Genomic DNA, 23684 nt, shown 5'->3' on the forward strand with positions numbered 1-23684 from the left:
GGCCCAGAACCCGCTCCCGCAGACACTTAGCGCTTAACCTGCAAAAACAGGATCACGCGAAGATCGATTCATACACCACGTCCGTGGACGTGACCCCCTCACACCTGAGAGGCCCGGATTCAGACGCGTCCTTGATCTGGGATGGCGGCCAGCGATCTGGGATGGCGGCCAAACCGGTGCAGTCCGGTTCTCTGAGCTCCTCATCTCAGGCGCTCCGGCGTCGCTGCACGCCTTCTCCGCGCCCCCACTGGTTGCGATGCTCATCGATCAGGCGGTCACCGTCACCTTGACCCTCACGCCGTCGTGCCTTCACAACCTGCGTCCGCAGAACCACACCTTCGCGCCGTCGCTTCTCATGCCTCCATGCCCTCCCGCATCGGCCCCACCGCCATGTCGTCACAGCATCGGGTCCTCGGGCCGAGGTGTTGTCAGGTGTGGGGCGTTGGCGTCACCAGGGCCGTGCGTGTCCAGGGCCCCCTCTTCGCTCATACGGCGACGCGCGTCCTTCTCGCTCAGCCGTCTCCGGGCGGTGGGCGATCGGGGGCATTGAGGCCCTGGCGGCTTCGGTCAGGCGCGGGGGTGGGCTTGGCGGTATGCGGTGCGGAGGCGGTCGATCGAGACGTGGGTGTAGATCTGGGTGGTGTTGAGGGACGCGTGACCGAGTAGTTCCTGGACGCTGCGCAGGTCCGCTCCCCCTTCGAGCAGGTGAGTCGCCGCGGTGTGCCTCAGGCCGTGTGGGCCCATGTCCGGCGTGCCCTCGGTCTGTGCCAGTCGCGCGTGCACCACCCGGCGTACGGTGCCCGCGTCGATCCGGCCGCCACGGACTCCGAGGAAGAGGGCCGGCCCGGAGCGTTCTCGGACCCAGATGGGGCGTCCGTTGATGCACCATCGGTCGAGGGCTCGAAGCGCCGGCAGCCCGAACGGCACGGAACGCTCCTTTCGTCCCTTGCCCAGGACCCTGATGACATGCCGGTCCCGGTCCACGTCGTCGACGTCGAGCGCGCAGAGTTCACCCACCCGCACACCTGTGGCGTACAGGAGCTCAAGGAGAGCCTGGTCTCGGAGGTCCTTGGGGTCTCCGGTGGAGGGGGGCGCGTTCAGGACGGCCTGCGCCTGCTCCTGGTCGAGCACGGCGGGCAAGGAGTGGGGCGCCTTGGCGCTTCCCAGCAACAGTCCGGGATCGGTGGCCAGCCAACCCCGGCGGTGACAGTACGCGGTGAAGGTGCGGACGCAGGCTGTTCTGCGAGCCAGCGTGGCTCTTGCCTTGCCGGCGCCGTGCTGGTCGGCCAGCCAGGCTCGCAGCTCGCCGATGTCCAGGCCGAAAAGCCGACCGCGCAGGTGGTCGAGGAGGGCGGTGATGTCGGAGAGATAGGCACGCACTGTGTGCGGAGAGAGGTCACGCTCGAACCGCAGATACCTCTCGAATTCCGCGAGGACTTCGTCGGCGTCCAGGTCGTGGTTCGAGCTGTCGTTCAAGTCGTCGTCCAAGGCTTTCCCACCATTCGCACGAAGATCCGCCACCCGTCTCACTGCTGTACTGCCCATCGGGGCGATCGGCAGCTCCGCCGTCCCGGTGATCGCGCAGGGGACGTTACAGGGACTGACTGCGGCTTGGCTGCGCGTCGCGCCGTCCACATGTCGGTCATCTTCGTGCGATCCGTGCCCCCTTCCCTCGTCATCTCACCCCAGGAACTCGTCACCCGCATGCCCCGGTCAGAAGGGGATCGCGAGTTCTTGGGGGTGCGGTGGGGGTGGGGTGTCGTCTTCCGCAGGTGGAGGTGGGTCTGTGGCTGGGGCTTCGTTGGCGGGAGGTGGGGCCAGGGCCATGGTTTCAGGGGCTTTCAGGTAGCTGGCTGCGGTCTTGCGGAGGCGCCAACCGCCGGCTGCTCGTTCTATGTAGCCGGCGGCGGCCAGGCCACCCAGGGCGCTCAGCGTGATGTCCATGCTGACCCCCGCTGAGACCGCTATCGATGCCGGACCGGCGCCGCCGCGGGTGGGGATGGCGTCCAGGACTCTCTTGGTCGATTCGCCGAGACGGTCACGGGGGACGACGGGGGTTCTGGTCTGCGGGGCCAAGTCGTCGCCCATGACGCCGACCAGTTCGATCATTTCCTCTGGCGTGGTGACGCAGACCGCCTTGCGTTCGCGTAGCAGTTTGTGGCAGCCGGCCGACATCGCGGACGTGGTGGGGCCAGGCACGGCGCCCAGGTGTCGGTTGAGGGAGAGCGCGTGCCCGGCGGTGTTCAGGGCACCGCTGCGCAGGGCTGCCTCCACCACGGCCGTTCCTCTGGTGAGGGCGGCTATGAGGCGGTTCCTGATCAGGAAGCGAGCGCGGGTGGGGTGGACGCCGGGCGGGCACTCGCTCATCACGACGCCCTGGTCGCGGGCCTTGGCGAACAGGTCCTGGTGGCCGCTCGGGTAGCAGATGTCCACTCCGCAGGCCAGTACGACCACCGTGGACGAGTCGGCCAGCAGGGCGCCCTTGTGCGCCGCGCCGTCCACCCCGTACGCGCCGCCGGAGACGACGGACCAGCCTGCCTCGCTGAGGCCGATGCCGAAGTTGGCCGCGATGTGCAGGCCGTACTGGGTGGCGGCTCGGGCCCCTACGACGGCCACGGACTTGAGGCAGGCGAAGCGGAGGTCGGCCGTGCCGTGCAGCCAGAGGCCGAGGGGACGGCTCGGACCGAGGTGGTCCAGCTGCGTGGGCCATTCGGGATCGCCCGGGATGATCAGCCTCGCTCCACACTGCTCACCCGCCTCCAGGTCGGCAGCGGGTTTCGAGGCCGCCAGCCGGACGAACCACGCGTTGAGCCGCCCCGACAGGTCACACGGACGTTCCTGCCGCGACTCCTGGGCGATGAAGGCGGGCGGAAGTGTGCGCTCGCGGATCGCCTCCACCGTGCCCGAGGCACCAAGATGCACCACCAGGCGGCCCATGGCGGTGTCGCCCACATCGGCGGCTCGCATGAGAGCCGCACGTGCCTCATGCTCTGGACTGGTCATACGGGCCTCCTGGTGATCTTCATGGGCAGGTTCGTTGGCATGCGGGCGGCCGGGGTCACGGGCGTACTCCGAGCCAGAAACCGAGGGCGGTGGTGGTCTCGTCCTCTTCGGGGCGGTCTTTGCCTGCGAGGTCGGCGAGGGTCCAGGCGACGCGCACTGTGCGGTCGAGGCCGCGGGCGGTGAGGGAGCCCGAGTCGAGGCAGGAGGTCATGGGCTTCATCGCCGCGTCGGACGGACGGAAGTCGGCGTGCAGGACGGAGGAGGGGATCTCGGCGTTCGTGCGCCAAGGGGTGTGGACCAGGCGCTTGACGGCGCGTTGGCGGGCCAGCAGGACGCGTTCCGCCACGGTTTCGCTGGATTCGACGAACTGACGGTCGGCCAGGAGCTCGCGTCTGGACGAGCGGGCGACCGTGACCTTCATGTCGATGCGGTCGAGCAGGGGGCCGGACAGTCGGCCCAGGTATCGGCGTCTGGTGGTGGGCGAGCAACGGCAGGTCGCGCCGGCCTGGTCGTCGGCCTGGGCGCAGGGGCACGGGTTCGCGGCCAGCACCAGCATGAACCGGGCGGGGAACGTGACCGACGCCGCGGATCTGGACACGGTGACGCGCCCGGATTCAAGCGGTTGCCGCAACGAGTCGAGGACGTGACGGGGGAACTCGGGAGCCTCGTCCATGAACAGCAGGCCCCTGTGCGCGAGGGAGACCGCACCTGGACGGACGACCGTGCTGCCACCCCCGATGATCGCGGCCGCCGTCGCCGTGTGGTGAGGGCTGACGAACGGCGGACGGCTGATCATGGGGCTGTCGGGCGGGAGCAGACCCGCGACGGAATGGATGGCCGTGACCTCCAGGGCGTGGTCGAGCTCCAGGTCCGGCAGGAGGGTGGGAAGGCGTTCGGCCAGGAGGGTCTTGCCGGTGCCGGGCGGGCCCACCATCCACAGGTTGTGACCGCCGGCCGCACACACTTCCAGCGCCCGCCGGGCCACCGGCTGGCCGACGACGTCCGCCAGGTCGACGGCGGGCTGGGGCACGGGCTTGGGCGTCTCGACGCGGCCATCCGACTCGGCTTCGGGTGGCTTGTCGCCTTTGCGTAGCCACTCGACCAACTGGCGCAGGTGAGCCACCGGGACCACCTTCACGTCGGGGACCAGACCGGCTTCCCCCGCGTTCTCCGCCGGGACGATCACCGTGGCCTCCTCATGCGCGGCCGCGGCGCCGAGGATGGACGGGAGAACGCCGCGTACTGCCCTGATGCGGCCGTCGAGGCCGAGCTCGCCCAGGAAGAAGGGCTCGGCGATGCGTTCCGCCGGGACGACTCCGGCGGCCCCGAGGATGGCCATGGCGATGGCCAGGTCGAACTGGGATCCGCGTTTGGGGAGGCTGGCGGGGAAGAGGCTGACGGTGATGCGGGCGTCCGGCCACGGGTAGCCGCTGTTGACGACGGCGGATCGCACCCGGTCGCGGGCTTCGCTGAGCGCCGTGTCGGGCAGGCCGATGAGGTGGATGCCGGCCAGGCCGTTGCCCACGTCGGCCTCCACCTCGACGCTGCGGCCGCTCACTCCGACCAGCGCGACGCTGCGGGTCCGGGCCACGGTCATCTAGATCGCCCCCCGGATGTGCCGCAGGGCGAAGTTGCCCGCGAAGCGCTCAAGGGCGATCACGTCTATGCGTACGGCGTCGAAGGAACGGGACTGCGCCGACAGCCATTTGGTGGCCAGCATGCGGAGCCGGGCCAGTTTGGTGCGGCTCACGGACTCCAGGGCTGTGCCGTGGGATCTGCTCGATCGGGTCTTGACCTCGACGACCACCAGGACCTGACCGTCCTCGGCGATGATGTCGATCTCGCCGCGGCGGCAGCGCCAGTTGCGTTCGAGGATGGTCATCCCCTTGGCTTGTAGGTAGATCGCGGCCAGGTGCTCGCCTTCTTTGCCGAGCTCGTCTTTCGGGGCCATGCGCCGCCTCCGTTCATCCGTCTGCCGGTGTTGTCCGGTGACCGACCTTGGCGGATGGCGGGGGGCTCGGAAGGAGGCGAACGGGATTTTGGGGATAGCCGGGAGGAGAGGGCGGCGGCCTGTGGACAACTCCGAGCTCCGGGATGGTTCTCGCCCCCCTACATGCGACGCCGGCGCGCCCACCTGCCGGGACGGGATAACGCGCCGCATCCCGGAATGCGGGACGAGACACCGTGCGATCGGCGGGGGTGCGGTGTGACGGCCCGTGGAGACGCGCGCCGTGGTGCGCCAGGCCAGCGTCTGCACGACTCAAGGAGGCGACGGAGAGTGGCCCCCGGACCTCCTGCGGCGTTGCAGGCGACCGACGTCTGGCGAGTGACGCGAAGCGCGTGCAGGATCGCGCCACCGTGGGAGTGATGCTGCCGCGGGATGAGGTGACGCCCGGCGGGTGGCAGGCGGCACGTGACCCCACCGGGGGCCGTGACACTCATCGTGAGGCCGGTCACGCCCCAGTCCGTGGCAGAAGGGCGCGTGACCCCACTGGGGGCGGGAGCCGCCCATCTGGGGCGGTAACACTCAATGTGAGGCGGGTGACGCCCACCGGGTGACAGCTGAGGCCTGAGCCATGTTCATTCCCTCATGGCACACGCTACGGCCAGTGGCGCCGGCGAGTTGCGGCCCTGCCGCGCGACGCCGGGCACCGAAAACCCGGGGCCCCAGGTGAGGGCGTGGTCGGAGCCGACGTACCGCTGCGGACGCGCAGCCGACGGCCACGGCGCCCAGGTCAAGACGCCGCCGGCGCCCGACGACCCGACCCGTCGCCCCCGCGTCGACCGGCCCTCGATCGGATCTACCCCGAGAACCCTTCCTTGGGCATCTCCAGGTCCGCCTTGGCCAGCTCTTCCACGTTCACATCCTTGAACGTGACCACTCGCACGTTCTTCACGAACCGCGCCGGCCGGTACATGTCCCACACCCAGGCGTCCTGCATCTTCACATCGAAGAAGACGTCGCCGTTCTCCGCGGTACGGACGTCGAGGTCGACCGAGTTGGTCAGATAGAAACGACGCTCAGTCTCCACGACGTATGTGAACAAACCGACGACATCGCGGTATTCGCGGTAAAGCTGCAGCTCCATCTCGGTTTCGTATTTTTCGAGATCCTCTGCGCTCATCGCGGTCCTCCTGTCGTACCGGTCCCCCGGCTCGCCTGCTCAGGCAACCCCGGCCCCCATCTCATTTTCACCCATGCCCTTGGCCACCGTGACGAAGGAGTAACGGTGTTCGGGGCACGGGCCATGTCTCTCCAGTGCCAAACGGTGTCCTGGCGTGACATACCCCTTGTGCTCGGCGAAACCGTACTGAGGAAATCTTCGATCCAGTTCGACCATCAGGCGGTCCCTCGTCACCTTGGCCACGATGGACGCGGCCGCCACGCAGGCGGCCACCTGGTCCCCTTTCCACACCGCCAGGGACGGCGCGGGCATGCCGGGAACCGGGAAGCCGTCCGTGAGGATGTACTCCGGGTCACATGGCAACTGCGCCACAGCCCGCCGCATTCCTGAGACGTTGCTCCTGTGCAGCCCCCGGGCATCGATCTCCGCGGCCGGGATCACCACGACGCCCACGTGGGCGGTGGCGACGACGCGGTCGTACAGACGCTCGCGCACCGGCGCGGACAGCAACTTGGAGTCGCCCAGACCGCCGATCTCCCTGCGCAGGACGACGGCCGCGACGACCAGCGGCCCGGCGCAGGCGCCGCGGCCCGCCTCGTCGACCCCAGCGATCGGGGTCAGCCCACGGCGGGCCAGCGCCCGCTCATAGGCGTAAAGTCCGGAATCGCGCCGGACGACGCTCGGTCGAGGGCGGAACGCAACTGTCATGACACTCGCAGCGTACGCCCCATTCGCCGCAAACCGCGACCGAAAGCCCCTTACTTGACCTTGTCGAAAGTCTCGGGCGTGGAGAACAGGTAACCGCGCGACAGCGGCCAGTAGCGGACGACCGCCTTGCCGATCACGTCGTCGACGGAGATGAAGCCGCCGCCGGGCTCGTCCATGTGGGCGCGCGAGTCCGCCGAGGCGGTGCGGTGGTCGCCCATCAGCCACAACTTGCCGGCCGGGACGGTGACGCTGAACTTGTCGCCGCCTCCGAAGTCGCCGGGGTAGAGGTAGGACTCCTCGTCGAGCGGCGTGCCGTTGACGATGATGCGGTGCTTGGAGTCGCAGCACTCCACCTTGTCGCCGCCGACGCCGATGACCCGCTTGATGGTGTCCTCGCCGGTGCGCCAGCCCTTGAAGACCACGATGTCGCCGCGCTCGGGACTGCCCGCCAGCTTGTTGACGAAGACCCGGTCGTTGATCAGCAGGGTGTTCTCCATCGACTCCGACGGGATGTAGAACGACCCGATGACGAACGCCTGCAACAACAGCGCGATGCCCACACCGAGCACCAGCAGCAGGACGGTCTCCCGGAAGCCGCCCTTTTTCTTCTCTTTGGCCACGCCCTCCGCCTTCTTGGTGACGGCCATCAGCGCTTCCTCCCCAACCGGCGCCGACGAACCAGGACCAAGGGTACGGCCAGCCCGAACCCGGCCACCAGCGGTACGGAGCCACCGAGTGCCTGGAGCGCGGGCTGCGCGAAGGTGTCGGGTATGGACAGCACGCCCGCCCGGTTGAACGGCCAGACGATCACGAAGGCCCGGCCGATGACCTGACCCTCGGGGATCGAGCCGCCGCCCTGGTCACCGGTATGGGAGCGCGAGTCGAGCGAGACGGAACGGTGGTCGCCCATCACCCACAGCCGCCCGGGCGGCACGGTGATGTCGAAGAACCTGTCGGACGGCACATTGCCCGGATAGAGATAGCTCTCCTCGTCGATGGCCGTGCCGTTGACCGTGATGCGGCCCTTGGAGTCGCAGCACTTGACGTGGTCGCCGCCCACGCCGATGACCCGCTTGATGTAGTCCTTCTCTCCGGGCACGACGCCGAAGGCCGTGCCGACCCAGCGGAAGAAGGCCGCGATGGGGTTGGACGGCTCCTCCATGTCGAACTCGCCGTCCCAGGAGTCGACGCCGGAGAAGACCACCACGTCGCCGCGCTCGATGTCACGGGTGTGGTAGACGAGCTTGTTGACCAGGACCCTGTCGTTCTTGAGCAGGGTGTTCTCCATGGACTCCGACGGAATGTAGAAGGCCTGGATCACGAACGTCTTGATGATCAGGGCCAGCACGAGGGCTACCACGACAAGAACGGGAAGTTCTTTCCAGAACGACCCCTTCTTCTCCTTGTCGCCCTTTGCCGGCTTCTGAGTCTCTTCGGCGACCACGTCCACCTCGTCCTCGACAGGGCGGCGCGAAGCGCCGTACTCCTGGTCTTCGCTTGTCATCGCTGACGAGCCTAGATGATGGAACGGCTCGACAAGCCTCGACCGACGTTACACCCACGCACGAGTCGCTCCACATAAAGGAAATGGCCCCGCAAAGCCGAAAGGCCCGTGCGGTGCACGGGCCTTTCGGGAAAGATTCGGGTTACTTCGCGGGCGTCGCCTCGCGCTTCTCGCGGATGCGGGCGGCCTTGCCGCGCAGGTCGCGCATGTAGTAGAGCTTGGCGCGACGAACGTCACCGCGGGTCACGAGCACGATCTTCTCGATGACCGGGCTGTGCACCGGGAAGGTGCGCTCGACGCCGACGCCGTAGCTGACCTTGCGGACCGTGAAGGTCTCGCGGGCGCCGCTGCCCTGCCGCCGCAGCACGAAGCCCTTGAAGACCTGGATACGGGAGCGGTTGCCTTCGACGACTCGGACGTGGACCTCGAGCGTGTCACCGGGGCGGAACGCCGGGACGTCGCTCCGAAGGGTCGCCTTCTCGAGCTCCTGGATCTTCGTGTGCATGAGAGCTGTCCTCAAGTCCTCGCGAGCACGCGGAGGTCCACCCGGCCGAGGCTCGCGGTGGACACGCTTGCTGATTTGATGAACCCGGGACCGTTACCCGGGCATGGCAGACCAACCGTGTGACAGTCGGCAGCGATTCAGTTTGCCACATCTTCCGGCCGGACGCGAAACGAGAGCTCTTCGAGCAGCTTCCTGTCGTGCTTGTCGAGCGTCTCCGGATCGAGCGCCGCCGCGAGTTCCGGCCGGTTCCGCACGGTACGCCGGAGCGCCTCGTCCCGCCGCCACCGAGCGACTTTTCCGTGATGTCCGGACAGCAGGACGGCGGGAACCTCGTGCCCGCGCCAGACCGGCGGCTTGGTGTAGACCGGGCCTTCCACCAGGTTCTGCATCGACCCCGGGGCGAAGGAGTCGTCCACGGCCGACTGGGCGTTGCCCAGCACGCCGGGCAGCAGCCTGCCGACGGCCTCGACCATCACCAGCACCGCGACCTCGCCGCCGGCCAGCACGTAGTCGCCGATGCTGACCTCGTCGACCCGCAGCCGGGCGCCGTACTCGGCCATGACGCGCGAGTCGATGCCCTCGTAGCGCCCGCAGGCGAACAGCAGCCACGGCTCGGCGGCCAGCTCCTGGGCCAGCTCCTGGGTGAACGGCCGCCCGCTCGGCGTCGGCACGATCACCCGCGGCGCGCCGTCGCCGATCACGGAGTCGACGGCCTCGCCCCAGACCTCGGGCTTCATCACCATGCCGGGACCGCCGCCGTACGGCGTGTCGTCGACCGTCCTGTGCACGTCGTGCGCCCAGTCGCGGAGCTGGTGGACGCGTACGTCGAGGGTGCCGCGCTCGCGCGCCTTGCCGATCAGGGAGACGTCGAGCGGGGCGAAGTACTCGGGGAAGATGGAGATGATGTCGAGGCGCATCACAGCAGGCCCTCTGGCGGGTCGACGACCAGGCGCCCGCCCGTCAGATCGACCTCGGGCACCAGGGCCTTCACGAACGGGATGAGCGCGTCGTCCTGGCCGCGCCGGCGTACGACCAGCAGGTCCTGGCCGTGGTGCAGAACGTCGGTGATCTCGCCGACGGGCTCGCCCGACACGGTCTCCACCGCCAGCCCGACGAGCTGGTGGTCGTGGAACTCGTCCGGGTCGTCCGACGGCTCCACCTCGGCGGAGTCGATGACCAGCATGGTGCCCCGGAGCTCCTCGGCGCCGTCGCGGTCGTGAACCCCCTCGAACGCGACCAGGAGCACGCCCTTGTGCCAGCGGCGAGCCTCGACGACGAGCGGCCCCCTGCTCGCCGGGTCGGTCGCGATGGACAGGCCCTCGGCGAGGCGCAGCTCGGGATCGTCGGTGCGCACCTCCACGGTCACCTCGCCGCGTACACCGTGCGGACGGCCTATCCGGCCGACGACCAGCTGCACGTGAAACTCACCCTCTCCTAACGCAAGCGCCCCCATCGGCCGTTCAGGACCGATGAGGGCGCGAATTCCTGACGCTAACGGACTGCTTCGTCCAGGTCGAGCAGATCGACCCGTACGTACTTCCCGTCGGCCAGGGCGTTCACAACGGTGCGCAGCGCCTTGGCGGTGCGCCCGCCGCGTCCGATGACCTTGCCCAGGTCCTCGGGGTGCACCCGGACCTCCAGGGCGCGCCCGCTGCGAATGCGGCGAGCGCGGACCCGGACATCGTCGGGATGTTCGACGATGCCCTTAACGAGGTGCTCGAGAGCCTCCTCGAGCACGTCAGCCCTCGCCCTCGGTCGGGGTCTCGGCGGGGGCGGCCTCGGTCTCTTCCTTCTTCTTGGCACGCTTGGGCGCCGTGGTGGCGGCCGCACCGGTGTCGCCACCGGACAGCGCCTCCTTGGCCGCGGCCTCGTAGAGGGCGTGGCGGTCGGGCGCGGGCTCGGCGACCTTCATCGGCGCCGGGGCGGCCTCGCCCTTGTACTTCTGCCAGTCACCGGTGAGCTTGAGCAGCTTGAGCACCGGCTCGGTCGGCTGCGCGCCGACACCCAGCCAGTAGGCCGCACGCTCGGCGTTGACCTCGATGCGCGAAGGGTTTTCCTTCGGGTGGTACAGGCCGATCTCCTCGATCGCCCGGCCGTCACGCTTGGTGCGGCTGTCGGCGATGACGATTCGGTACTGAGCGTTGCGGATCATGCCGAGCCGCTTGAGCTTGATCTTGACTGCCACTGGTGTGGTCTCTCCTGCATTCGAGCGTGGGTGAACGGCACCTCATCGAGTGGGGCACGATGAGACGACGCTCCAGGGACAGGCGCGGCCGGCGGGAGATGAGAGGGCACCCACCTGGTCACGATGTTCCAACATGTCATTCTGCCAGACCGTGGACAGTGCCTTCGACCGGTCCCGGCAGGCCGCGGCAAAGGCTCGGCAAGGGCCGCGTGTCACCTCGCCCGACTTGATCAACTTCCCTGCGGAATGAGTGGGTGACCACCACGACCACTCCGCTGTTCACGCGTGCGCGGCTGCTCACCGCCGGCGCGTCCGTCCTGCTCACCGGCGCCTTGTTCGGGCTTACGGCCACCGCCGCGGCGGGCGAGTTCGCCAATGCCGACGGTATCGGCCTGACCATCACCGAGATCCCGGAGCTGGGCCAGCCGGGCTTCTCCGGCACCTGGGGCACGGCGTCCGTCGGGCCCGACCCCGGCACCGACAACGGCGACTGGAGCGACCCGGACGGAGTCACCGACTTCACCGACCTGGCCAACGAACAACTCCAGGCGAACGGCCTCGACGCGCCGGACGTCTGGGAGGCCAGCGCCCAGCTGGTCGTCGCCTCGGTGCAGCTCAACCCGGACGCGTCCGAACCGCTGCTGGTCACGGGCAACGTGGAGACGCACGCGCGGTGCACACCGCCGGCTCCGGCGATGTCGTCCGTGCAGGCGGCGCCCGGGACCATCACGGTGCTCGGCGTACCCGTGGAGCAGGGGACCACGGAGGTGCCCGCGACGGGAGCGCAGCTCGGGTATCCCGGCGTGGCCTCCGGGACCCTGACGGTGGTCAGGACCGACAACGCGACGACGAACGACGCGACCTCCGCCGAGGCGGACATGACGATCTCGATCTCGGCCCGCCTGCTGGACGACGACGGCAACGTCGTCTACGAAGGCTTGCTCACGGAGGTCACCATCGGCCGGGTGGAAGCCAACTGCGTCCCCAACCAACCCACCCCGACACCCACACCCACACCCACACCCACACCCACACCCACACCCACCGTGACGCCGACGCCCACGGTCACGCCCACCGTGACTCCAACCGTGACTCCCACACCCACGGTCACGCCCACCGTGACTCCCACGGTCACGCCCACGGTGCCCCCGACACCCACTCCGACTCCGACGCCCACCGTGACGCCCACGGTCACACCCGTGGTGACCCCGACGCCCACGGTGACCCCGACGTCCACCCCCACGCCGACGCCGAGCCCGACGCCCACCCATGACTGCACCCACGGGCCGCACAAGCCACACCAGGTGCACGAGAAGAGCCACTGGCCCCATTGCGAATGGCCGCAGAAGCCTCATGAGCCGCACCACCACGGCGACCCAAGCGGTCACCAAGGCCCCGCCGACCACGGCGACCAGGGTGGTCCGGCACCTGAAGGAGCATGGGTGGCCCAGGAGCCGCCGCTCACCGGCCTGCCGATGTGGATGCCCTCAGCGATCGCCTCGGGGTGGCTCCTCATGGACCCCGCTCTGCAGTGGCTGCTCCTCTGCCGTTAGAGCAGACCGAACGGCCCCACCTCCGCGCGCCCGGTGACCAGCCATGGTCCCGGGCGCGCCCGTTCGAGCGAGCGAGGGCGCGCCGCGAGGACGGCGACACAGCGCCGACCCGCAACCACCATCAAAGAGCACCCACATGCGAACCGCCGTCATGGCATCGGCGTGAGGCCCGCCCTCAGAGCGCCGGCGCGTGGATCCCGGACCGTCCCAAGGGACGAGGCCGCGCCACGGGACCCGGACGAAACGCCGATCCCGCGCGACAGGGCAGGGGCGGGCGGAGGTGAACCGGGACGCCCGCCCCGGTCGCCCGCTACTGGCCGGGCAGCTTCAGCTTCGACGGGTCGAAGCCCGGAGGCAGTTCGAGGCCGGGCGGGAGCTTGCCGCCCAGGTTCCCCAGCACTCCCGCGGCCTTGGGCGCGCCGCCCTCGCCGTCGGGGGACGGGGACGCCGACTTCTCCAGGGCCGCCTTGCGCGGGTCGCCGCTGACGCGCCGCCCCTTCTTGGCCTTCTTCTGGACCTTGGACGCCTTCCCGCGCCCGCCGGGCATGCCCGGAAGGCCCATGCCCCCGGCCACCCGCTTCATCATCTTCTGCGCCTCGAAGAAGCGCGTGACGAGGTTGCTCACGGCGCTGACCGTGACGCCGGAACCGGCGGCGATGCGGGCGCGGCGGGAGCCGTTGATGATCTTCGGCTCCTGCCGCTCGCCGGGCGTCATCGAGCGGATGATGGCGGCGATGCGGTCGAGGTCGCGGTCGTCGATGGAGTTGAGCTGGTCACGCATCTGCCCCATGCCGGGCATCATGCCGAGCAGGTTCTTGATGGGGCCCATCTTCTGGACCATCATCATCTGCTCGAGGAAGTCGTCGAGCGTGAAGTTCTCGCCCGAGGTGAGCTTGCCCGCCATCTTGGCGGCCTGCTCCTCGTCGAACGTCTTCTGCGCCTGCTCGATCAGGGTGAGGATGTCACCCATGTCGAGGATGCGGGAGGCCATCCGGTCGGGGTGGAAGGCGTCGAAGTCTTCCAGCTTCTCGCCCGTGGAGGCGAACATGATCGGGCGGCCGGTGATGTGCCGCACCGACAGCGCGGCGCCGCCGCGGGCGTCGCCGTCGAGCTTGGTCAGCACGACGCCGTCGAAGCCGACGCCGTCCATGAACGCCTGGGCCGTGGTGACGGCGTCCTGGCCGATCATGGCGTCGACCACGAACAGGACCTCGTCGGGGCGGACCGCGTCGCGGATGTCGGCGGCCTGCTTCATCATCTCCTGGTCGATGCCCAGGCGGCCGGCGGTGTCGATGATGACGATGTCGTGGTTGAGCCGCCTGGCCTCGTCGATCGAGCGGCGGGCGACGGCGATCGGGTCGCCGACGCCGCTGCCGGGCTCGGGCGCGAAGACCGCGACCTGGGCGCGCTCGCCCACGACCTGGAGCTGCTGCACGGCGTTGGGCCGCTGGAGGTCGGCGGCGACCAGCATGGGCGCGTGACCCTGCTCGCGCAGCCACCGGGCCAGCTTGCCGGCCAGGGTGGTCTTACCGGCACCCTGGAGACCCGCGAGCATGACGACGGTCGGCGGGGTCTTGGCGAAGCGGAGCCTGCGGGTCTCGCCGCCGAGGATCTCGATCAGCTCGTCATTGACGATCTTGACGACCTGCTGCGCCGGGTTGAGCGCCTGGGAGACCTCGGCGCCGCGGGCGCGCTCCTTGACCTGGGCGACGAACGCCTTGACCACCGGGAGCGCGACATCGGCCTCAAGCAGGGCGATGCGGATCTCGCGGGCGGTGGCGTCGATGTCGGCGTCGGACAGCCGACCCTTGGATCGGAGGGAGGAGAAGACCGATGTCAGCCGGTCGGAAAGCGTCTCGAACACGTGGTTGGCCAGTCCTCGAAGCGAATGTACGTCTAAGACTTCAGCCTATCCGCTCTCCTAGCCGCTCCAGCCTGGCACGGCCATCCGGACGGTCAACGCGTGCTCGACGAGGTTGATCAGAGCACTTTTGACCGAGTCCTTCTGGCGGGCGTCGAGGCGGACCAGCGGGATGTGGGGGGCCAGCGTGAGGGCGTCGCGGACCTCGGCGTCGCTGTGGGCGTACGTGCCGTCCCAGCCGTTGACCCCCACGATGAAGGGGAGCTGCGCCTCCTCGAAATAGTCGATCGCGGGGAAGCTGTCGGCCAGGCGGCGCGTGTCGACCAGGACGACGGCGCCGATGGCGCCGCGGACCAGGTCGTCCCACATGAACCAGAACCGGTGCTGTCCGGGCGTGCCGAACAGGTACAGGATCAGGTCGCGGTCGAGGGAGACGCGGCCGAAGTCCATCGCGACGGTCGTGGTCGACTTCAGCGGCGTCATGCCCAGGTCGTCGATGCCCGCGGAGGCGTCGGTCATGACGGCCTCCGTGGTGAGCGGCATGATCTCCGAGACGGCGCCGACGAACGTCGTCTTGCCCACGCCGAAGCCGCCGGCCACGACGATCTTCGTCGAGGTCAGACCGGGGCTAGAGCCTGCGAAGTCCACTGAGCACCCTTTCCAGCAGGTTGACGTCCGGCCTACCCGCATCCAGCTGCGGCTGATGCACCCGTACGAGGCCCTCGGCCGCCATGTCGGCGATCAGAACACGCACCACCCCGAGCGGGATCCGCAGCAGCGCCGAGACCTCGGCGACCGACCGGACCTGGCGGCAGAGCTGGCTGATCGCCTTGTACTCGGGGGTGATGTGGGAGAACTCCCGGTGCTCGGCGGTCGCCGACGAGACCAGGGCCTCCATGGCCAGCTTGACCTTGGGCGCGGTACGCCCGCCCGTCACCGCGTACGGGCGGACCGGCGACGCCGGGTCCGAGCTGACCTGCGGCTGGGGTTCCCAACCGCCGCTGTTCCAGGAATCCGTCACCTACATCACCTGGTCTGGCTGGCGCGCAGTTCGGCACGCACCGCCGGAGTCAGCACCTGACCGGCGCGATCCACCATCAAGGTCATCTGGTACGCCACCAACCCCATGTCACAGTCCGGAGCCGCCAGCACCGCGAGACACGAACCGTCGCTGATCGACATGATCAGCATCAGCCCGCGCTGCATCTCCACGATCGTCTGATTGACCGCACCGCCCTCGAACACCCTGGCCGCACCCTGCGTCAGGCTCACCAGCCCGGACGCGATCGCAGCCAGCTGATCAGCCCGGTCAGCCGGAAAACCCGACGAGGCCGCGAGCGGCAACCCATCGGATGACACGACCACCGCGTGCGCGACCCCCGGGACGGTACTGACGAAGTCGGTGATCAACCAGTCGACCCCGCGTGCCGCGTGGCTCAGGTCATTCACGCGCCCTCCTCCCTACTGTCGTTCCTAGGACCGGATTGGTATGTCCTGCCCTCGCTGATGTCGTCACGCGCTGCTCGGAAGCCCTGCTGGAAGCTCGACAACCTGCTGCGCACCCGGTCCGGCGAGACCGACGGCATGGGAGCCACGCCCTTGGGCGCGGACGCCGTGTCCGCCGATCCGGGCACCAGGTTGGCCTTGGGCACCCGCTTGGGCAGCCCGGCCGCCGTCGAGCCGTCGCGTACGGGCTCCACCACGGACGCCGCCGCGCTCCAACCGGCGTCGGCCTTGGCCGAGCCCCAGGTGGCGCTGGTCTCACCGTGGTCGAACCAGGCCGACTCCACGGCGGCGAAGATCGGCAGGTACTCGTCCCCGCCGGAGGCGGGCTTGACCACGGGGATCGGGCCGGTGGCGGCCGACTCCGTCTCGGGGTAGTCGTACTTGGGCGCGGCCGGCGGCGTCTCCTGCGGAGCCGACCACGGGCGGGGCTCCTCGGTGGGCAGGCCGCGCTGCGGCGGCGCGTGCTCCCCGGTGACCGGCCCGCGCGAGGACACCCAGACATCGGACGACGAGTCCGGCAGCCAGTCGGAGCCCGTGTTCGTCGACTCGGTCGAAGGCCACTGCGGCATCGCGGACGGCAACGAGGCCGGCATCGACGGCCAGGACCCCCCGGCCGGCTCGGACGGATACGACGGGTAGGACGGATGCCCGGGGGCGAGCCCGAAGCCCGAGGCGCCGGGCCACTGCTGGGCGCCGGCGGCGGGCTGGGAGCCGGCGAAGGCGTCCTCGCGGGCGGTCGTGGCGGTGGTGTTGCCACCCGCGCCGGCGACCGCGGCCGGCTGCGCGCCGAGCAGCGACTCGGGGATGAGGACCATGGCGGTCAGGCCGCCGGAGCCGTGCGGTCGGAGCTGCACCCTGATGCCGTGCCGGTGGGCCAGCCTGGCGACCACGAACAGGCCCATGCGGCGGGAGACCGACACGTCCACGGTGGGGGCGTCGGTCAGGCGCTCGTTGGCCGCGACCAGCTCGTCGCCGGTCATGCCGATGCCGGAGTCGCTGATGGAGAGCATGATCCCGCCGCCGTCGATCCTGCTGCCGGAGACGGGGACGCGGGTCTCGCGCGGGGAGAACGACAGCGCGTTCTCGATGAGCTCGGCCAGCAGGTGGATGACGTCGTTGACGGCCTGGCCGGCGATGGAGACGCCCTCGGGCACCTCCAGGACGACGCGCTCGTAGTTCTCGACCTCCGACAGGGAGGCGCGGGCGACGTCCACCAGCTTGACCGGCTGGCTCCAGCGGCGCGGCGGGTCCTGACCGGCCAGCACCAGCAGGTTCTCACTGTTGCGCCGCATACGGGTGGCCAGGTGGTCCAGCTTGAACAGGTTGCCGAGCCGCTGCTCGTCCTGCTCACCCTGCTCCAGGCCGTCGATCAGGGTGATCTGCCGCTCCACCAGCGTCTGACTGCGGCGCGACAGGTTCACGAACATCGCGTTGACGTTCGAGCGCAGCCTGGACTCCTCGCCGGCCAGTCGTACGGCTTCGCGGTGGACCTCGTCGAAGGCGCGGGCGACTTCACCGATCTCGTCCTTGGAGTTGACCTCGATCGGCGGGACATGGAGCTGTTCGGGGCTGACGTCGGTGTTGCGGAGCTGCCTGACCAGGTCGGGCAGCGTCTGACCGGCGATCTTCAGGGCGTCGCCGCGGAGGCGGCGCAGCGGGCGTACCAGCGAGCCGGCCATCAGGGCGGTGATCGCGAGGACCAGGACGAGGAGGCCGGCCACGATGCCGATGTTGATCGCGGCGACTTGCCGGTCGCTGCTGGCGATGTCGGCGCTTCGGGTGGCGATCTGCTCCGACAGCGACTTCTGCACGGTGTGCAGGCGCTCGACGGTCTCGGTGATGGACTGGAACCACTGGTCGGTGTCGTCCCTGGTCGAGGTGTCGAGCCGGCGCAGCGACTGGTTGGCGTTGTGCAGCAGCACGGCGCGGCTGGCGTAGAACTCGGCGCGGCCGATCTTCAGGCTGGCGACGGTGTTGTCGTAGAACTGGCGCTGCGCGGGCGTGGCGACGGCGCGGAAGGCGTCGCGCTCGCTGTTGCGGCGGGAGCGGGCGTCGAGGAAGGCGTTGTACTCCGGCTCCTCGAACGTGCCCCTGATCAGCGCGCTGGTCAGCAGGCCGCGCTGCTTGGACGCCTCCTCCTCGGCGCGGGCGACGGCGCGCAGGGCCGCGCTGGTGGCGATGATCTCCTCGTCCGTGGAGCCCTGGCCGAGCTCGTCGTAGAGCTGCAGCAGCTCGGCGATGGTCTCGGAGTACTTCTCGCTGGTGGGCAGCGGCGGGAGCTTGGTCTCGGCGACCGTCTTGCGCATCGAGGGGATCTGGCTGAGCCGGATCCGGATGTGGTCGAGGGCCTTCTTGCCGAGGTCGGACAGGGACGTCTCAGTCTTCTTCGCCGCGTCGAGGGTGCCGGCGATGCGCTTGTCGACGATCTCGTGCTGGCTCTTCAACCGCTGCTCGTCGGCGGACGCGCGGTTGGAGGCGACGTGGCGGGTGGCCAGGTCGCGTTCGAGGCCGAGGTCGCGGGAGAGCTCGCCGAGCTGTGCGACCAGGGTCCCCACGCTGCTGATGTCCTGGTACTGCTGGGCGCTGCTGATCGACGTCGTGACCCGCAGGGCGCCGAGGATGACGGCGACGACCGTGGGGATGGCGATGAGGGCGATGAGGCGGGTACGCACGCGCCAGTTGCGCAGCGCGAACGGGCTGCCCGCCTTGGACGGGTGGGCCTGCTGCACCTCGCCGTCCGCGGCCTTTTCCGGGGCGTCCGGAGCCCTGCCACGACCGGGGCCGGTCGTTGTTGTCCTCACTGGTGGCAACCTCTCGCCATGGCCTGCTTCAGGGGGAATCAGCGGCTTCGTCACGCGGACGAGTGATCGCAGGCAAGTTCGAGGCCCAATTTGAGCACAAACCTCATACTTAGGCCAACGTTTCGGGGGTTTTCAACCGTTCCACATTGCACTCCCTTCACGTCGCATGCCATCGCACACGGAGCGCAACCACTGCCCCAATCCGGACATATCGCCATCAATCGTACTTAATCTCTAGATTTACATCTATAACGTTGATTTGTCATATTTTCGCGATAAACCTACATATACACGGCATAGCGCTGTAGATCCGAACTCTGCTCCGGTACGCTTCACGCCCGGCATCCCGTGCCGATCTCCGGAACTTCCCCCTGGTAGGAGAACCCCCCCATGACACGCACTATGCGCGGTCACGCCATTGTCGTCGGCGTGGCTCTGGCGCTCACCCTTGCCGGCTGCGGCGGAGGCGGCGGCGAAACCGCGAACACCTCGGCCAACGGCAAGGGCCTGGAGAAGACCACCATCAAGGTCGGCGCACTCCCCGTGCCCGACGTTGTGTCGGTCTATCTTGCCAACGCCAAGGGCTTCTTCAAGGAAGAGGGACTGACCGTCGAGCCGGTCACCATCACCGGTGGCGCGGCGGCGTTGCCGCAGATCGAGAGCGGCGCGCTCGACATCTCCCAGACCAACTACGTCTCGACCTTCCTCGCGGTGAGCAAGGGCAAGAAGATCAAGCTGGTCGCGGACATGTACCAGGCCGCGCCGAACACGTTCAACATCATGGTGCCCAAGGACTCCCCCATCAAGACGGTGGCGGACCTGAAGGGCAAGACGGTCTACGTCAACAACCTCAGGAACATCGCCACCCTGGCCGTGGAGACGCAGCTCAAGGTCGCCGGTCTGGCCGAGGCCGACGTCAAGTTCATGGAGAAGCCGTTCCCGGAGCAGGGCAACGCGATCAACACCGGGCAGGCGGACGCGGGCTGGATGACCGAGCCCTTCATCACCGCCAACCAGAGCGCCTTCGGCTTCCGCAAGCTCGCCGACACCATGACCGGCCAGACGGAGGACTTCCCCATCGCCGGCTGGATGGCCACCGAGGACTGGGTGCAGAAGTACCCGAAGACGCTGGCCGCCTTCCAGCGGGCCATCGCCAAGGCGCAGCAGCTCGCCTCCAGTGACCGCAAGGCGATCGAGGAGACGCTGCCGAAGTACACCAAGATCGACGCCAAGACGGCTTCGGTGATCACGCTCGGCACGTACCCGAGCGAGCTGAACGAGAACCGGCTGCAGAAGGTCGCCGACCTGATGCTGGAGTACAAGTACCTCACCAGCCCGGTCGACGTGAAGTCGGTCATCGCCGCCCCTGCAAGCTGATGAACACCGCGCGTCTGCTCCGCGGCGCCGCCGGCGCCGCGGGGTTCCTCATCGCCGGTGAGCTGGTCATCCGCTTCGCGCTGAGCGACGGCGTGATCTTCCCGGCGCCGTCCGTCATCCTGTACGAAGCCGCGCGCCTCCTCGCCGACCCGGTGTTCTTGGAGGGGCTGGCCACCACCCTCACGAACTGGGCGCTCGGCCTGCTCGTCTCCATCGCCGTGGCCGTGCCGCTGGGCGTGCTGCTGGGCGCGGTGCCCCCGGTGGAGCGGGCGATCCGGCCGCTGCTGGAGTTCATGCGCCCGATCCCCTCGGTGGCGATCATCCCGCTGGCGATCCTGCTGATCCCGGTGGACGGCCTGATGAAGGTCTCGGTCATCGTGTACGCCTCGATGTGGCCGATCCTGATCAACACCCTGTACGGCATGCAGGACGTGGACCCGCTGGCCAAGGAGTCGCTGCGCAGCTTCGGCTTCGGCCGCCTCGCCGTGCTGGCCCGGGTCAGCCTGCCGAGCGCCGCCCCCTTCGTCGCGACCGGCATCAGGATCGCGGCCGGCATCGCGCTCGTGCTCGCGGTCAGCGCCGAGCTGCTGGCCGGCGGCACGGCCGGGATCGGGGTCTACACGATCCAGGCGGGCAGCGGCAACCGGATGGACCTGATCATGGCGGCGACGTTCTGGGCCGGGGCGTTCGGGGTGTTCGCGAACCTCGTCCTGCTGGCCGGCGAGCGGCGGCTGTTCCGCTGGCACCGCGTCCGGATGGGAGCGTCGGAATGGTGAGGCGGCTGTCCAGGCTGTGGGTGGTGCCGCTCGTGCTGGTCGTCTGGGAGCTGCTCGGGCGGCTCGTCGACGACGGCAACTTCCCGCCGCCGCTCACCATCGTCACCAGCATGTACCGGATGTGGTTCTCCGGGCCCGTCTCCCACCTGTTCCTCACCGAAGAGGCGATCGGCAACATCCTGCCCAGCCTCGGCCGCATGTTCAGCGGCTGGATCCTGGCCTCGCTGCTCGGGGTGCTGCTCGGCGTGGCGCTCGGCCGTTCCAAGGCGGCCACGGACTACGTGGACGCGCTGTTCGAGTTCGGCCGGGCGATCCCGCCGCCGCTGCTGCTGCCGCTGTTCGTCGCGCTGTTCGCGCGCACCGAGCACGCGCAGCTCAGCATGCAGCTCGCCACGATCGTGTTCGGCGTGATCTGGCCGGTGCTGCTCAACACGATCGAGGGCGTCCGGGCCGTGGACCGCACCTACACCGAGACCGCCACCGTGTTCGGCCTGTCCAAAGCACAGCGCCTGCGCGTGGTCGTGCTCCCCGCCGCCTCGCCGAAGATCTTCGCCGGGCTACGGCTGAGCCTGTCGCTGGCGCTGATCCTCATGGTGATCTCCGAGCTGTTCGGCAGCACGGACGGCATCGGCTACCAGCTTCTGCAGGCCCAGCGCAGCTTCGACGGGCCCGACGTGTGGGCCGCGATCGCCCTGCTCGGCATCCTCGGCTACCTCGTGAACTCGCTGTTCGTGCTGGCCGAGCACCGCCTGCTGGTCTGGCACCGGCAGGCCAACCGCAACGTCTGACTTCTGGAAGGACCCCATGCCCCACTCGGATGACCTCCTTTGGGGGGCCGTGGCCGACATCTCGCGCTTCGCCGCTCTGCTGACCATGGCGGAGCTCGGCCTGGCCGACCATCTCGCCCACGGTCCCCTCACCACCACCGACCTGGCCGCCCGCTGCGACGCCGACGCCCCGCGGCTGCGCCGCGTGCTGCGCGAGCTGGCCGGGATGGGCGTCGTCCGCGGCGCCGGGCCGGACACCTATGACCTGACCGAGCGCGGCACGGCGCTGCGCTCGGACGTCCCGGACTCGGTGCGCTCGTCGATCCGCATGCTCGGCGAGGAGGGCTTCTGGCACGCCATGGGCAACCTGCCCGCCACCGTGCGCGACGGCGGCTCGGCCTTCGTCGCCCGCTACGGCCATCTGTACGAGTACCTGGCGGCGAACCCGGGAGCGGGGAAGCTGTTCGACGACTACATGACCGCCCGCGCCATCCCCTTCACCGAGGGTCTGGCCAAGCGGTACGACTTCCCGGCCACCGCGACCATGGTGGACGTGGCCGGCGGCAAGGGCCACATCCTGGCCACGGTGCTGCACGCCAACCCGGACATGCGCGGCATCCTGTTCGACCTGGAGCACGTGGCCGACCGGGCCAGGGAACTGCTGGCCGCCGAGGGGCTGGGCGAGCGGAGCGAGGTCGTCACCGGTGACTTCTTCGCCGGGGTCCCGGCCGGCGGCGACGTCTACCTGCTGGCCAGCGTCCTGCACAACTGGGACGACGAGGACGCGGTGAAGATCCTGCGCAACGTCCGCCGGGCGATGAACCCCGACGGCCGCGTCCTGGTGCTGGAGGTGGCGCTGCCCGACGACGAGGCGCCGCACCTGGGCAAGGACATCGACATGCGGATGCTGGCGATCTTCGACGGCGGCACCGAGCGCAGCCGCGAGGAGTACAGGGCGCTGCTCGACCGGGCGGACCTGCGCCTGGCCGAGGTCGTCGAGCTGGGCTCGGGAGCCGGCCTCATCGAGGCCCGTCCCCGCTGAGCACAAGGGGCGGCGGCGGGCCGGATCAGCCGCCGCCGCTCCAGCCCGGCACCGCCATCCTGATCGACAGGGCGTGCTCGACCAGGTGGATCAGAGCGCTCTTGACCGAGTCCTTGGAGCGCGCGTCCAGCCGTACGAGCGGGATGTGGGGGGCCAGCGTGAGGGCGTCGCGGACCTCGGCGTCGCTGTGCGGGTACTGACCGTCCCAGCCGTTGACGCCCACCACGAACGGCAGTTGCGCCTCCTCGAAGTAGTCGAGCGCCGGGAAGCTGTCGGCCAGGCGACGCGTGTCCACCAGCACGACCGCGCCGATCGCGCCGCGCACCAGGTCGTCCCACATGAACCAGAACCGGTGCTGGCCCGGCGTGCCGAACAGATAGAGGATCAGGTCACGGTCGAGGGAGACCCGGCCGAAGTCCATCGCGACGGTCGTGGTCGACTTCAGCGGCGTCATGCCCAGGTCGTCGATCCCCGCCGAGGCGTCGGTCATCACCGCCTCCGTGGTCAACGGCATGATCTCCGAGACCGCGCCGACGAACGTCGTCTTGCCCACCCCGAAACCACCGGCCACCACGATCTTCGTTGAAGTCAAGCCGGGGCTAGAGCCTGCGAAGTCCACTGAGCACCCTTTCGAGCAGATTAACGTCCGGCCTACCGGCGTCCAGCTGTGGCTGATGCACGCGGACCAGGCCCTCGGCCGCCATGTCGGCGATCAGAACACGCACCACGCCCAGCGGGATCCGCAGCAGCGCCGACACCTCGGCCACCGACCGGACCTGCCTGCACAGCTGACTGATCGCCTGATACTCCGGCGTGATGTGCGAGAACTCCCGGTGCTCGGCGGTCGCCGACGACACCAGGGCCTCCATCGCCAGCTTGACCCTGGGCGCCGTCCGCCCACCCGTCACCGCGTACGGGCGGACGGGTGAGGCGGGGTCGGGGTGCAGCTGCGACTGGGGCTGTGGCTTGGG

Annotated in this window: 25 protein-coding genes; 5 read left to right on the top strand and 20 right to left on the bottom strand. The window is 69.2% G+C overall.

What is annotated here, in order from left to right; all coding sequences use genetic code 11:
- Window positions 1-567: 567 nt before the first annotated feature.
- The 13 genes from ACIHAD_RS00005 to rpsP form a co-directional block, all read right to left on the bottom strand.
- Complete coding sequence (locus tag ACIHAD_RS00005) at window positions 568-1635, bottom strand: tyrosine recombinase XerC (protein WP_397352064.1); 1068 nt, start codon at window positions 1633-1635, stop codon at window positions 568-570.
- Between the two features lie 78 nt (window positions 1636-1713).
- Window positions 1714-2967, bottom strand: a complete 1254-nt coding sequence (dprA, locus tag ACIHAD_RS00010; protein ID WP_397352065.1) for a DNA-processing protein DprA — start codon at window positions 2965-2967, stop codon at window positions 1714-1716.
- A 91-nt stretch (window positions 2968-3058) separates the two neighbouring features.
- The gene (locus ACIHAD_RS00015; protein ID WP_397352066.1) at window positions 3059-4600 is read right to left on the bottom strand and encodes a YifB family Mg chelatase-like AAA ATPase; all 1542 of its coding nucleotides are present in this window, start codon (window positions 4598-4600) and stop codon (window positions 3059-3061) included.
- Complete coding sequence (locus ACIHAD_RS00020; RefSeq protein WP_397352067.1) at window positions 4601-4954, bottom strand: YraN family protein; 354 nt, start codon at window positions 4952-4954, stop codon at window positions 4601-4603.
- Window positions 4955-5804: 850 nt separating this feature from the next.
- Window positions 5805-6128, bottom strand: a complete 324-nt coding sequence (locus ACIHAD_RS00025; protein WP_026215037.1) for a DUF2469 domain-containing protein — start codon at window positions 6126-6128, stop codon at window positions 5805-5807.
- Between the two features lie 39 nt (window positions 6129-6167).
- Entirely contained in the window at window positions 6168-6836 is a 669-nt protein-coding gene (locus tag ACIHAD_RS00030) for a ribonuclease HII (protein ID WP_397352068.1), read from the bottom strand.
- Between the two features lie 50 nt (window positions 6837-6886).
- Complete coding sequence (lepB, locus tag ACIHAD_RS00035; protein WP_397352069.1) at window positions 6887-7483, bottom strand: signal peptidase I; 597 nt, start codon at window positions 7481-7483, stop codon at window positions 6887-6889.
- Window positions 7483-8340, bottom strand: coding sequence for a signal peptidase I (lepB, locus tag ACIHAD_RS00040; protein WP_397352070.1), 858 nt, complete (start codon window positions 8338-8340; stop codon window positions 7483-7485). Before lepB (ACIHAD_RS00040) ends, lepB (ACIHAD_RS00035) begins: the two co-directional genes overlap by 1 nt.
- 142 nt (window positions 8341-8482) lie before the next feature.
- Window positions 8483-8845: a 50S ribosomal protein L19 gene (gene rplS / locus ACIHAD_RS00045; RefSeq protein WP_357707128.1), complete on the bottom strand. Its 363-nt coding sequence runs from the start codon at window positions 8843-8845 to the stop codon at window positions 8483-8485.
- Between the two features lie 137 nt (window positions 8846-8982).
- Window positions 8983-9762: a tRNA (guanosine(37)-N1)-methyltransferase TrmD gene (gene trmD, locus ACIHAD_RS00050; protein WP_397352071.1), complete on the bottom strand. Its 780-nt coding sequence runs from the start codon at window positions 9760-9762 to the stop codon at window positions 8983-8985.
- Entirely contained in the window at window positions 9762-10262 is a 501-nt protein-coding gene (gene rimM / locus ACIHAD_RS00055; protein ID WP_397352072.1) for a ribosome maturation factor RimM, read from the bottom strand. The genes trmD and rimM overlap by 1 nt, the downstream gene beginning before the upstream one ends.
- A 74-nt stretch (window positions 10263-10336) precedes the next feature.
- Window positions 10337-10582, bottom strand: coding sequence for an RNA-binding protein (locus ACIHAD_RS00060; RefSeq protein WP_397352073.1), 246 nt, complete (start codon window positions 10580-10582; stop codon window positions 10337-10339).
- 1 nt (window position 10583) lies between these two features.
- Window positions 10584-11030 (bottom strand): 30S ribosomal protein S16, encoded by a 447-nt coding sequence (gene rpsP, locus ACIHAD_RS00065; RefSeq protein ID WP_397352074.1) that lies wholly within the window; start codon window positions 11028-11030, stop codon window positions 10584-10586.
- Between the two features lie 254 nt (window positions 11031-11284).
- Here rpsP and ACIHAD_RS00070 point away from each other — a divergent pair, with 254 nt between their 5' ends.
- Window positions 11285-12583 carry a hypothetical protein gene (locus ACIHAD_RS00070; protein ID WP_397352075.1) on the top strand — a complete coding sequence of 433 codons (1299 nt, stop codon included), beginning with the start codon at window positions 11285-11287 and terminating at the stop codon, window positions 12581-12583.
- A gap of 310 nt (window positions 12584-12893) precedes the next feature.
- Here the strand turns inward: ACIHAD_RS00070 and ffh are convergent, their stop codons facing one another.
- The 5 genes from ffh to ACIHAD_RS00095 are packed head-to-tail and all read right to left on the bottom strand — an operon-like array spanning window position 12894 to window position 18751.
- Window positions 12894-14447 (bottom strand): signal recognition particle protein, encoded by a 1554-nt coding sequence (gene ffh / locus ACIHAD_RS00075; protein WP_397352076.1) that lies wholly within the window; start codon window positions 14445-14447, stop codon window positions 12894-12896.
- A 57-nt stretch (window positions 14448-14504) separates the two neighbouring features.
- On the bottom strand, window positions 14505-15065 hold the full coding sequence (locus tag ACIHAD_RS00080) for a GTP-binding protein (protein ID WP_397353013.1): 561 nt from the start codon (window positions 15063-15065) through the stop codon (window positions 14505-14507).
- Between the two features lie 7 nt (window positions 15066-15072).
- A complete protein-coding gene (locus ACIHAD_RS00085) occupies window positions 15073-15465 on the bottom strand; it encodes a DUF742 domain-containing protein (RefSeq protein WP_397352077.1) in 393 nt (130 codons plus the stop codon).
- A gap of 5 nt (window positions 15466-15470) precedes the next feature.
- On the bottom strand, window positions 15471-15893 hold the full coding sequence (locus tag ACIHAD_RS00090; RefSeq protein WP_020546542.1) for a roadblock/LC7 domain-containing protein: 423 nt from the start codon (window positions 15891-15893) through the stop codon (window positions 15471-15473).
- The gene (locus ACIHAD_RS00095) at window positions 15890-18751 is read right to left on the bottom strand and encodes a nitrate- and nitrite sensing domain-containing protein (RefSeq protein ID WP_397352079.1); all 2862 of its coding nucleotides are present in this window, start codon (window positions 18749-18751) and stop codon (window positions 15890-15892) included. Before ACIHAD_RS00095 ends, ACIHAD_RS00090 begins: the two co-directional genes overlap by 4 nt.
- Window positions 18752-19141: 390 nt before the next feature.
- On the opposite strand from ACIHAD_RS00095, the gene ACIHAD_RS00100 reads away from it, so the two are divergent.
- From ACIHAD_RS00100 to ACIHAD_RS00115, 4 genes are read left to right on the top strand one after another with little or no spacing between them, the layout of a single operon-like run.
- Window positions 19142-20128 carry an ABC transporter substrate-binding protein gene (locus tag ACIHAD_RS00100; RefSeq protein WP_397352080.1) on the top strand — a complete coding sequence of 329 codons (987 nt, stop codon included), beginning with the start codon at window positions 19142-19144 and terminating at the stop codon, window positions 20126-20128.
- Window positions 20128-20904, top strand: a complete 777-nt coding sequence (locus ACIHAD_RS00105; protein WP_397352081.1) for an ABC transporter permease — start codon at window positions 20128-20130, stop codon at window positions 20902-20904. The genes ACIHAD_RS00100 and ACIHAD_RS00105 overlap by 1 nt, the downstream gene beginning before the upstream one ends.
- Complete coding sequence (locus ACIHAD_RS00110) at window positions 20898-21692, top strand: ABC transporter permease (protein ID WP_397352082.1); 795 nt, start codon at window positions 20898-20900, stop codon at window positions 21690-21692. The genes ACIHAD_RS00105 and ACIHAD_RS00110 overlap by 7 nt, the downstream gene beginning before the upstream one ends.
- A 16-nt stretch (window positions 21693-21708) precedes the next feature.
- Complete coding sequence (locus tag ACIHAD_RS00115; protein WP_397352083.1) at window positions 21709-22713, top strand: methyltransferase; 1005 nt, start codon at window positions 21709-21711, stop codon at window positions 22711-22713.
- A gap of 25 nt (window positions 22714-22738) precedes the next feature.
- Here the strand turns inward: ACIHAD_RS00115 and ACIHAD_RS00120 are convergent, their stop codons facing one another.
- Complete coding sequence (locus ACIHAD_RS00120) at window positions 22739-23305, bottom strand: ATP/GTP-binding protein (protein WP_125632596.1); 567 nt, start codon at window positions 23303-23305, stop codon at window positions 22739-22741.
- Window positions 23306-23312: 7 nt separating this feature from the next.
- Entirely contained in the window at window positions 23313-23660 is a 348-nt protein-coding gene (locus ACIHAD_RS00125) for a DUF742 domain-containing protein (RefSeq protein WP_352350491.1), read from the bottom strand.
- Window positions 23661-23684 lie beyond the last annotated feature (24 nt).

The sequence above is a fragment of the Nonomuraea sp. NPDC052265 genome (genome assembly GCF_044547985.1).
In the GTDB taxonomy this organism is placed as follows: Bacteria; Actinomycetota; Actinomycetes; order Streptosporangiales; family Streptosporangiaceae; genus Nonomuraea.